The 11,869-nt window shown below is 39.8% G+C and carries 6 protein-coding genes; all 6 read right to left on the bottom strand.

Annotation, left to right across the window (positions count from 1 at the left end; all coding sequences use genetic code 11):
- Positions 1 to 316 precede the first annotated feature (316 nt).
- The 6 genes from Q5Y71_RS05595 to Q5Y71_RS05570 all read right to left on the bottom strand — a co-directional run bounded on the left by Q5Y71_RS05595 (position 317) and on the right by Q5Y71_RS05570 (position 11,484).
- On the bottom strand, positions 317 to 2,569 hold the full coding sequence (locus Q5Y71_RS05595; RefSeq protein WP_306040748.1) for a glycosyltransferase: 2,253 nt from the start codon (positions 2,567 to 2,569) through the stop codon (positions 317 to 319).
- 747 nt (positions 2,570 to 3,316) lie between these two features.
- Positions 3,317 to 4,333 carry a hypothetical protein gene (locus tag Q5Y71_RS05590; protein ID WP_306040747.1) on the bottom strand — a complete coding sequence of 339 codons (1,017 nt, stop codon included), beginning with the start codon at positions 4,331 to 4,333 and terminating at the stop codon, positions 3,317 to 3,319.
- A gap of 459 nt (positions 4,334 to 4,792) precedes the next feature.
- Positions 4,793 to 5,830 carry a UDP-glucose 4-epimerase GalE gene (gene galE, locus Q5Y71_RS05585; RefSeq protein WP_306040746.1) on the bottom strand — a complete coding sequence of 346 codons (1,038 nt, stop codon included), beginning with the start codon at positions 5,828 to 5,830 and terminating at the stop codon, positions 4,793 to 4,795.
- Between the two features lie 881 nt (positions 5,831 to 6,711).
- Entirely contained in the window at positions 6,712 to 7,911 is a 1,200-nt protein-coding gene (locus Q5Y71_RS05580; RefSeq protein WP_306040745.1) for a polysaccharide pyruvyl transferase family protein, read from the bottom strand.
- A gap of 216 nt (positions 7,912 to 8,127) precedes the next feature.
- On the bottom strand, positions 8,128 to 10,563 hold the full coding sequence (locus tag Q5Y71_RS05575) for a glycosyltransferase family A protein (protein WP_306040744.1): 2,436 nt from the start codon (positions 10,561 to 10,563) through the stop codon (positions 8,128 to 8,130).
- A 36-nt stretch (positions 10,564 to 10,599) separates the two neighbouring features.
- Positions 10,600 to 11,484, bottom strand: a complete 885-nt coding sequence (locus Q5Y71_RS05570) for a hypothetical protein (RefSeq protein ID WP_306040743.1) — start codon at positions 11,482 to 11,484, stop codon at positions 10,600 to 10,602.
- Between the last annotated feature and the right edge of the window lie 385 nt (positions 11,485 to 11,869).

The raw sequence follows: 11,869 nt of genomic DNA, 5'->3' as shown, positions 1-11,869 counted from the left end.
AGAGAATGCAGGCATTTGGACTTGGCTTTAGCGATTTTCACATTGTTCAATATTACGTGCCAATTATTTAAACTCAATAGTTGAGTCACACCAGAAGTAGAAACATTCCATACCAGTGAAAAGTCATTTTTTTAATTACTCAATGAAGAATCTTGACTTGCAAGTTATAAAGTCGCAATGTCTCATCATGTAGTAATTAAAGTGCAGAAATAACGTAAACTTCAATATTTTGTAGCCTAATCTGGATTTGTATTGACAAACTTCTTTGGAAAAACCACCCCAGTATAAAAGCTTAAATAACCAACCAAAATTTCAATTATGCCAAAGAAAAATCCTCATGTGCCAAAGTCAAATTGGGGTTGTAAGCTGGATCCCGATCCAACAGGCTCCCCCAACGCTTGCGCATATAGGCAGTCTCCGCCGCCATCCGGCGCCGCTTGATCAAAGTATCATCGGCACCGCGGGATTTGGATTCATGATGATAGAGTTCTGCATAGGGAGTCCAGAGATTCCGATAACCCAACTCGCGTACTTTCAAGCACAAATCTACATCATTAAAGGCTACTGGAAGCTTCACCTCCTCCAAGCCACCTGCCTCCTCAAATACAGATTTTCTCAATAATAAACAGGCACCGGTGACCGCCGACAAATTCTGCACCAAGCTCAGACGGGCAAAATAGCCATGCTCACCCCGACCAAAATGCTTGTGCGCATGGTTAGCAACGCCCCCGATACCAAGAATGACACCGCCGTGCTGAATAGTATCGTTAGGGTAATATAGCTTGGCACCCACACAACCTATTTCAGGGCGGCAGACCTGACTGACCATTTCCATCAGCCAGCTTGCGTTTATCGGTTCAATATCGTTATTGATCAGGCCGATGATCTCCCCTTTCGCCTGACTCGCACCGAAATTGTTAATAGCCGAATAATTAAACGGGTAGTCCCAGCGGAAAACTCGGACCCGGGCATCGGCGCTGACCTTTTCCAGATAGTCCAGAGTCTTTTCACAGCTGCTCTGGTTGTCCAGAATCAACAGCTCAAAATTCGGATAATCCGTGAGCGACAAAATCTTGTCCACACAAGGCTGGAGTATATCGCAGTGGTCTCGGGTTGGCACCAGGAGGCTGACCAGTGGCTTTTCCTTCGGCAGACTCCAGCATATGCGGTATGTATTCGGAACAAAGCCCTGCTCCGCCTGCGCATCCACTCTCTCAGACTCCAGGTAGTCACTCAGCGCTTTAACGCCGGCCTCTGACGTGTAGCTTTTTTCACTGCAGTCCAGCGCTGTCGATCCCTCTATCGCCCGCCAGTGGTAAAGAATTTCAGGAATATGCATCACATTTTCGGCATTCAGATAGGGCAAACAGCGCAGTAATAGGTCATGATCCTGGGCTCCCTCGACGCCCGTACGCAGCCCGCCAACCTTTCTGATCAAATCCGTCTTAAACACGGTGAAGTGACAGATATAATTGTTCGACAGCAACAGGTCCGGATTCCAGTCAGGCTTGAAATGGGGTTCAAAACGATGGCCAGCGCGATTAATCTTGTCTTCATCGCTGTAAATCAACTGTGCCTGCGGCGATTTTTCGATTTCCTCACAGACCCGCTGAAGTGCATGTGACGGTAAGATGTCATCGTGATCCAAGAAGGCGATATAGCCTCCTGTTGCCAGTTCCAGTGCACTGTTACTTGCCGCTGAGATATGACCGTTTTCGGTACGAAATACCGCCTGGATACGGGGATCCAGTGCCTGGTAAGCAGAGAGACACTCCCGAATCTGTGAGTCCGGTGAGGCATCGTCGGCGATACAGAGTTGCCAGTGGGGATAAGATTGTGCCAGAACAGAATCAATACAAGCGTGAAGGAAACCGACTTCCGTATTGTAAGTCGGCATGATAATGGAAATCAGCGGTCCATCTATCTCAGCGGCGGATTCTGAAGAAGGCAACTGTAACGCCTCCACTTGATCAATCCACTTCCGGTAGTCCCGCCCTCTGCATTTGCGATTAAAGGTCTCCGCATAGTGAGCAAGACCGAGATCGATCCAGTTACAACATAACGCTTTGGCGTCGGCTTTCAACCGCATCAACACCTCTCGCCTTTTGAAATTTCTGAAGTCGTGGTGTCTTGCAACCAGGCGCTTTGCCATCAAACCATGGGCGAATCTGGATACCAAAGGTATCAGTTGCAGATGTTCGATACTGAACGAACCTGCCTCCTCCAATGGACGAAATCGAAGATCACGTCCTCCCTTTCGAAAATACAATAGTCGCTTTACCATTCGATCGGAATTGCAGTTGAGCGTGTAGCACTTTTCCTCGCTAATCCCATAGTCGGAATTCACATAGAGGCTGGCATTCGAGCTACCCTGATTATGAACCAGTCGCAACTCAAGCATATACCAACCCGGCAGGAGACGGCGCCCGGATAAAGAGAACTGCGGGTCCACGCCGAGAGAGCGCCACTGAAAACCATCTATCCCTTCATCTACCGGTTTAATATCGGCAATCGGCTTGAGACGGGATATCAAATCAATTTTAAAAAAGGATTTTATAAATTTGACCACGGTATTCAGCTTTCTAATTCATATTTCATGGGTTCAGTCCTGACTAGCCACTTTGAATCCATCTGTGAAAGCTACACAGGTATATTCATGTCACTTTATAGATGATGGACAGGTTTTAAAAATCATCACTACTATTGCTAAGGCTAAAAAGCAAGCCCCAACGACTAATTGACCTTGACATTGCTCAGGGTGCTGTAGATAAAGGACTCTACCGTATCTTATCTTGTGACGCCAGTACTCTATTTGGTCTGTAATTGAAACCACAGTGCAGACAGTTGAGTATATCGTTTTTCTGCAAGATCGTCAGAAAGCGTTCAATTACTAGTCCCTTCTCTTTTAAACTAAGGGCAAATGAACAAAATTTCTCCCAATTGAGAGTTAGAATTCCCGCATCCTCAATAAAGACAAAAGTGAATAGATTCACTTTAAAGAAAAACCAATCTGTACTGACCAAAAATACGTTGACATTGGTAAAACTCAGCAAATGTACCTCACCGTTATATCGGTGCAATATACGACTGTAAATAGAGCCCTGGGAAATAGAATCTCCAATCTCAGGAAAATAGGCCCAGTTAGTTACCCTCAAATAATCCAATGCCTCCAATAACGGTGACATCTCGTCATTAATGATATTATAAGCAATAAAGAATTTATCGATACCAGTCAACTAGTGGTATACAATCCTCTCCAGGATATAATCGCACCCATCTCATTCAATACCCTTCAATCAACAACAATCAATAATATTTATTTCGCCTTATCGACAGTCAAAACAACATTTGTTTGATTTTTCTCGTGCCATTCTTTGACGGTCATCCAGCGATCAAGGTTGCAAAATTGGATTGGTTGTGCATTCAGTGGGTTAACATCATCGCGGACACGAATGTTGATAACATCTAGCGGAGCTACCCCAAGGGGCTTTAGGTCTATTTCGTAACCACATTTACCAGTAGGATGCACACTGGGCTTATGCAGGTCCTCGCGATAAATATTTGCCTCAGTAGAAGCCACCACCTCTCCGTTTACCACTACCTCCACAGTAACCGGGTTGAGATGATGCACACCCCGCGCCCAGCCCCTCAACAAACCCGTCTTGAGAAGATCTATATTTACCTTGCCTCGCGATTTGGTAATGCGCGTTTTATCCAGGTAATCCTGTGGATCATGAGAGATAAAACACAGTGCCTTTTCTAGCTGATGAGCAGTGGGGCTGAGACCAGAAAACCTCACCAGCTGTTTGACAAACTCTTTCTTAAAACGCACCACTTTATCAGAAGAAATCGCCATTGCAGGACACTTCGTACTCTGCAGAAAATCTATCAATAAAATATAGTCATCGAGGACATTCCTAAGCCCCCGCTTAATATCCAGCTTCATAGATATGGAATTCCGGTTAGCTACGGAGAATAAATCACGAAATACAAAAATAAAATGCGGATTGCGCAACTCTGATTCAATCTCTTCCAGATCGCTTAACATCGACGGACGCTTCCATCCCCAACTTGCATGAGAAACATTATATTCCGCTACTACATTTGAGAATTGCTCCTCGCTCCTCCCTTCAAAGGCGAGACTTAACCTGAGATCCTCATAGACCGGCGCATAACACTTGTCACCCATGGGTAATCCAAGAGCATGCAGGGTTCCAGCTACAATGGATGTCCCCCCACGCGCCACTCCTACTACGACAATAGTCCGATGTACGCCTTCAGCAGGGGGCGTCAATATCGAAATTCCTTTGTTAATCAAAAAATCAGGATTCATAAATCTTTTTAACTACTTAATAACCTTCACATAAGGCCTACCCAAAATCAAACAGTCCTTTATACAAAATACTTACTTGACATACCAGTTGACTTGTCATGCTCACATAATAATCAAACATTACCATCCAGATAATCTAAATTCTCATAAAATACAGAGACTCAACCAAAAACACTAGTGGGTAGCCTTGCGGCCATATTGAGAAACCAAGCATCAATTTCGTATAAACTTATAAGGCTATTATTACGCGGTTTCAATTAAGTCAAATATTAAACTCTAAGAAAGTTTACCGCAAGTAAGACGGTAATTGACAAAACTGATAGCGCACCTTATTATAAAATCAAGGTCTACAAAGCAAGATATCAAAAGCCCATAAGAAATAACTCTCCTCTGGATAGATCCAAAGTAGTAAGCGTTACATTATACAATCAGTTAGTCAACTGATGCCGTAACTCCCACTTATTTTCCGGTATCAACAGCTTGATAGCCTTGGGGATTGGCATTCTGCCATCGCCAAGTATCAACCATCATTTCCTCTAGCCCCAGATTCGCCACCCATCCCAGTTCCTGCTTAGCCTTGAATGTATCAGCCCAAAAAGCTGGCAGGTCGCCCTCACGACGTGACACCACTCGAAAGGGCACAGATACACCTGTAGCATGCTCGAAAGCTCGAACTATTTCCAGAACAGAGATGCCCCGGCCAGCCCCAAGATTAAATGCCTCTGCACCTGTTCGACCCACCAACCATTCCAAGGCCCGGACATGCCCCTGAGCCAAGTCAACTACATGGACGTAATCCCGCAGGCATGTGCCGTCCGGTGTCGGGTAGTCATCCCCAAATACAGATAGCTCCTCGCGTTTGCCCACCGCCACCTGGGCGATATACGGTAGTAAATTGTTGGGTATACCTTGGGGATCCTCCCCGATCAGTCCCGAAGGGTGGGCGCCAACAGGATTAAAATAGCGCAACAGCGCTATAGCAAACTCCGAATCTGCAGCGGCGGTATCCTGCAGAACCTGCTCCACCATCCATTTACTTGTTCCGTAGGGATTAGTGGTATTACCTGTTTGTAAAGTTTCCACATAGGGCACCGGTGCTTCACTACCGTAGACAGTGGCCGAAGAACTAAACACAAATCGCTTGACGCCGGATGCACGCATGGCGTCCAGCAATACCAGACTGCCAATAATATTATTCTGGTAATATTCGATTGGCTTCCGCAAGGATTCACTCACAGCCTTTAGACCGGCAAAGTGAATCACGGCAAAGATTTGGTTCTCGGCAAAGACCCTATTCAACAGAGCCCTGTCCAGAATATCTCCTCGATAGAAGCACACCGGTTTACCGGAAATTGTCTCCACCCGTTGTAAAGCCACCGCGGAGCTATTGCATAGGTTGTCGACAACTATTACATCATACCCTACTTCTTGTAGAGCCACCAAGGTGTGCGTACCTATGTAGCCAACACCACCAGTCACCAATACCTGACTACTCATCGTTACCCCACCCTCTTATGCACCGTTCCCTGGAGGCACTCGGTCAAACAGCTTGAAGCCTTCTTGCGTAGGCTGAATTAGCACGTTCAAATATATTTGATATTTCGCTGCAGGTTTCGCATGGCGCAGGCCGCATTCCACATTCGCATTTAGGTAGCTCAGCCTGTAGCTGTAGTACTCATCCACCATAATGAAAAGCCTCAAATGAATTCAGATTCATCAGCGACATCAGTAAGCTGAATTTTATCGCTAGCTCTCACGATATCTCTTCCTGCATCGGTTATTCGTAGAGACGGGATCGCTTTACCCGTCAAGTCAAGCCCGCTAGCCATTTTGATAGACATCAAAACTTCACAAAGGTGCTAGTATAACCTTTCTTCAACCGCTCAGTCATCGAAAATTATTCAGAAAATTCGACACCAAAAAACTGAGATTGCCTCAATTGACCGATGTGAATATGTTCTTCAGTAATTACAATCTCACTCTAAGTGGAGTCTCCACAGACGAGATTCTATAAAAGTTTTCTGGCTTCCATGGGTTCTCAAGCAGACTTTATTGTGCTCCCCTTATTAACAATCATTTATGCTATTTCCAGCTTGAATGTTTGATTAAATCTTTCTTTTATGGTCGTCATTTATCGCTTGATCCAAACTAAGAATGATAATCTCTCTCACGATCAGTTAGTCAAGTTCATAATATCAATACACATCCAGTTTGTGCAGCGTAAGCAGTTTTAATATTACACTAAAGGATTTTCCTTACCTAATCAAACATTCATATATTGTAGAGATTATAGAACTTTAATAAAAGATTATTTTGCAGGCGCTGGGCAGCTCAATCTCACCGATAGTGCCCTTCTTGCAAGTCTTATTATACGTACTTTAGACATATGGAGACTGAAGGTTGTTTTTGATGCTTGATTTTTTCAAGAAATCATAAAAATCCACATAAAGACTTTTATACTGCTTTTCATATAGCGAATAATCAAGCTCATCAAGGTTTGGTATTAAAAATTCTTCAGAACTAAAACTACCATATGGAACTTTAAGAAGATCAACTAACTCCTTTATTCTCTCATCATAAGCATAAAAATAAGCTGGTGTTCCATGTGACAAGCCAATCATATTTCCATGTAGCCTGCAACCTAAAACGAAAGTCTTACTGTTAATCTCTTTATGGTAACTATGGACATCAAAAGAATAAAATATATTATTCTTCATCCAGTTAATTAATTCACGATAAGAATAATTTTTATATTTTTCTTGTATACTGTCATCCAATTTATCTAAATGAACATGTTTTTTTATAAGCCGTGGAGGCCAGGACAAAGAGTCAAAATATTCAAATATTCCACCCTGTTTATTTGCCATAGAATATTCTACCCAATGCCTTTCTGACATATCCTGCATAATAATACTAAGCCGAGAGCTCTTATCTCGACACATACTTACCGCTTTGAATTGTTTATTTCTTAGTTCATCCTCCATATTTGGAGAATACAAATATTCTCTCCAGGACCATGCAACATCATCCCAACTTGGTTGTCTGATTTTATTCTCGGGCATTTTTGACCAATATATTGTTGGACATCCAAGTGGATAAACATTCCGTATTCCATGCTTATTTAAAACTTCAGCAGAAGTATCGCCTCGAACAATAGATCCGTAAGAATTGTCATGTATATATTTCAATACATAAACATCATCTCTTGTCAACTCAATATTTTTTACTCCAAGTGGACTTTCTGGTCCATAGCCAATCCATACAATAGGAATTTTAATTTTAGATACAAAATTAACTGGCAGATAATCAGATATCTTTCCCTTACCAAGCATAGTTGCGCCCCGAATTATGTAGACGCTGCAGTTTTCATTGACATACTTTATCGCATCATCAGAACTATTTTTGCTTAGTAAAACAGCATCCTGAAAGTCTAGAATATCAACCAAAGCTTTGGATATAAAATAGTTACCAATGTTATCCCAATCTGGACTATTTTTGAACTCATATATTCCACCACCAAAAAATGCACTTAATTTTCTATATGGCTCAAGAAGCATTGGCTCTACAGCTATTTTCATAAGACACCTTATCCGCTCAAATATTCTAATCTAAAAAATTACAAGTGAAAAATTCCATGAAAGCAAGATATATTATACAAAACTATGAAGACATAAAATACAAAATCTTAAAAAACAGACAAAGGAAGACAGAATTTTAAATTAGAATCAGTTACTTCCATAAGAAATCCAGCCCATACACGTAGTTCGAAAATGCTACACATATCATCCAAAATCTTAATCTTTTGTAAACAGCCTCTTAAAAGCTTTCTTTATCGAAACTTTTCTTGCTGGCTCTCTCAATAGACTACTATCAACCACCAATGGCCTATTCCTACCTTCATTTTTACCATGCAGAATATAGTGTTCATAGCCACTAACAAAACCACCCTCTGATACGCTTTGAGCAACATCGGCATTTTCAAGCAGGTATTTACCTTCATCAAAATCAGGAGGAATAACTTTTCCTGGATTTCTGCCAGAATGAGCCCATCTAAAATCAATCAAGTCTTCAAGAAATTTCTTTCTTCTAAGAGTGCCTTTCCCAATGTCACTATATAAAGCCTCTGCGCTAACTGTATCATTAATTTTCTTTAAATCCTCAACCCCACTTCTTATTTCTCTCATCATCATTCCCAAATTAACCAAGACTCCTAGATTAACTTCACCTCCATTAACTGATCCTCTAATAAACTTATTCCGAACAATTGGCTCATACTCTTGGTGTTTACTTATACCCCCAATGACAGAATTAGAGTAAGAGCTATCACCTTGAGAGTTAACATCCCGATGATGATAATTTGCAAGACATTCTTTTACGACGCCAATATTTTCCAGATTCAAAAATCTTAAATTAAAATCCCAATCTCCAAGAACAGGCAACGACTCATCAAAACCTCCGATTTCATCATATACTGATCTTAGAAAAACAAAAGCTATTGGTGGGAAAAAATTACCACAAGCCATTTCCATGATATGAACTGTATTGACCCAATTATTATATGGCCACGACCCATGTATCTTAACATGTGAGTCAATAATCTCTTCGGACACATACTGGGTGTCTGTAATTACCCCTTTATAGTTTTTATTCCTTGAACACTCAAGAAATTCAACAGTTTTCTCAAGAAATTTTGGCTCCCAAGAATCATCATCATCATGTATCACAATGTATTTTGATTTTGATGAGTGTATACCACTATTAGATGCAGCTTCCATGCCTAAGCTTATAGGATTATTGACCAATATAATCTTTCGTTTATCTACGCCACAAAGATTAATTATATTTTCTACCTTCGACAATTCTCCGCCATCATTAACAATAACCCAAACATAGTTTTTAAATGTTTGTTTTTCGACACTTTCAGCAGCACGCTTTAATAAAACTGGGCGATCTTTAGTTCTAGTAATTATAGCAACAATAGGAACGCTATCCTTCTGCAACCAACCATTTCCTGTATTTCCTTTAACTTCTTGCATTCTTGCAATACTATTCAAAAGTTCACTTTGCTTTCTATCTGAATCTCCTTGAAACTCAATCGATATCTGGCCAAACTCCCATAATGAATCTTTTATTCGCTTGCTTTTGCTATCACCATCAAATCTATTGACAGGCTCCAAGAGAACAGAAATTGAAGCTTTACTCCCAAAATCTACGGATCTTTTCATCCCTCCTAAAAAAGATAAATCCTGAAGGGTTGGGAAGATTATTTTTTTAGCCAACTTCTTAGATGCTAATGTACAATTTGCAATGATTGTGGAATATTTCTCATCCCTATTTACCAATGAGATATATTTCTCAACCCCCAAATAATCATCATCTTCACTGCAATCTTCATTTAATATTTTATCAACACCAACTCCAAAAAATTTTTCTCCATCTCTATGTATCGCTTCAATACTAGGTGCATTAGGTTCAAATAAATTTTCAATTATGTGCCTGTGAAGAGATAAAGAAGTTTCAGGATGATTTTCGTCAAAAAATCTGAAGTCGTCACCAGCATTAATTTCAAATGAAAGGCCAACCATATTGTGAAAACACGATCTATCTGTGTTGGGTGAGGCTACACGACCAAACATTAAGCCATACCAATCTAAATTTTTGTATATCTTAGTCAATAAGGTTTGTATAGTACCTTGCCAACCACTGTCAACCAAAACAACCCGCTCATATCCATCGACTAAACTATGCAAATAGCCATCAAAGTTTCTACCCTGCTCGCTAAGGTAATGACTAATAAAATTCGTGTACTCCCTTTTTTGAATGATAGCTGACAAATAATCCATGGCAGACTGGCCAGCAATTGCTTCATAATTTACGCCACTATACAGTTTCGAATCTTCAGAGTTAAATATCCCTTTAATAAGCTCTTCTGCACTCTTATTGAAATATTCAACCTGCCAATACCTCTTCACTAAGCTCCAATCTTTACTTGCAAGTGCCTTACATAAAAGAAATCTCGAAATCCAAAACAAATCCGAATGCTCAGAAATTACACGGCCTTTGTTATATAAATAATTTTCGTATAGATTTTTAATTCTTACTCCCGCTCTCGAACAAAAAAGAATTTTTGTCTTACCGTCATCAAGATAACTAATATATTGATCCAATTTGGCCAAATATAAATGTACAATTGGACCTAAAATTTCTGAGAAATATTCAACCTTATTCATATAATAAAACCTATTAACATCATACATCCATTAGCATCAAATCAAGTAGCCATTGCTTATACTTTTACTTTTAAAAAAAGTATAAAATCTATTTCGACACTCTTCTTGTTCAATCAGAGTTTGGTTATTAATTGGAAGGTGGATTGAGTTGATTCCATTTCTCTTGGCTTGCACCACATCGCTGTGATGATTATCACCTAAGTGCAACCAATTTTTTGAGGGCCACTTAAAATCTGACTTTAACTTTTTATAGATTTTACCAGAATGCTTACTAATGACTTCATCTGCACTAGATACAACTTTGATCACAACATTATCAAAATCAAAAAAAAAGTGATTTAATATTTTTTTAATATGCTTTCCATGCATATACATATCACTCAAAAATACTATTTTAACTCCATTATTCTTATAGTTTTTCAATATTTCCCACAGCCCGAAATTTGCCTTAAGATTATCTATTTCATATCGGATTTCAATATCGATAAATTCATCAATATATTTCTGTTCAATTCCTAATATAAAACAAATTTGTTGATATATATCTATCAGCGAGCCCTCCCTACAACCATCGATAGTGTTTGAGGCTCTGTAGGTTACTTTTGTCGAGTCAATTCTAGCCATAAAAATATCTAATGTTGTAATTTTTTTATTTACACAGATTTCCGAACTAGAAATTAAATCTGCAATCTCATAAAATCTTCTTATCTCACTCTTTCCATTCCTAAATAAAATAGTATCAAATACGTCAACCGATACGTATTTTAATTTCGACTTTGAAAATAGATCACTCACCCTGCTTTCAAATTTGTCAATAAAAACTTTTGAATCATATGCAAGACCTCTATCTTCTTCGATAGTTAAATACCATTCAAGGTCATTATTATCTATCACTTCAGATAAAAAACCACTATTAGACACTTGTCAACTCCAATAAAAATTAATGGCAAATAAAAAATTCTTTTTGAATTACTACTTGCCCCACCCACATAGGTTGTTTAAATACCAATCTAAGACCTTTATCAGGTCTTCCTCTAGGGTCTCTCTACAAAAATCAATCTATCAATGGCCATTGAAAAGTTGATAAAAAATCCAAATTCTGTGCCATCTTACTTAAACAGATAAAGACTCTCCGAATTCTTCCGGCCGTCTAAAAAGATGCTAAACTTCGCGTCTTGCATAGACTTTTTATAGTCACAGCCCTATAAATTGACCTGAGTATTCTTGGGTGTAGCAATAAAAAACATATCATCTCCAATACTAATTGCCATGTTTCAGCGCCTTTCTTTATAGACATTATCCAACT

Origin of the sequence: Microbulbifer sp. 2205BS26-8 (assembly GCF_030731025.1) — a bacterium.
Taxonomy (GTDB): domain Bacteria; phylum Pseudomonadota; class Gammaproteobacteria; order Pseudomonadales; family Cellvibrionaceae; genus Microbulbifer; species Microbulbifer spongiae.
This window is presented reverse-complemented; position numbering and strand designations above follow the sequence as displayed.

Excerpts from the sequence above, each read along its gene's own strand:
- galE (WP_306040746.1), bottom strand. The coding sequence starts at position 5,830 with ATGAGTAGTCAGGTATTGGTGACTGGTGGTGTTGGCTACATAGGTACG.
- Q5Y71_RS05580 (WP_306040745.1), bottom strand. The coding sequence starts at position 7,911 with ATGAAAATAGCTGTAGAGCCAATGCTTCTTGAGCCATATAGAAAATTA.
- Q5Y71_RS05575 (WP_306040744.1), bottom strand. The coding sequence starts at position 10,563 with ATGAATAAGGTTGAATATTTCTCAGAAATTTTAGGTCCAATTGTACAT.
- Q5Y71_RS05590 (WP_306040747.1), bottom strand. The coding sequence starts at position 4,333 with ATGAATCCTGATTTTTTGATTAACAAAGGAATTTCGATATTGACGCCC.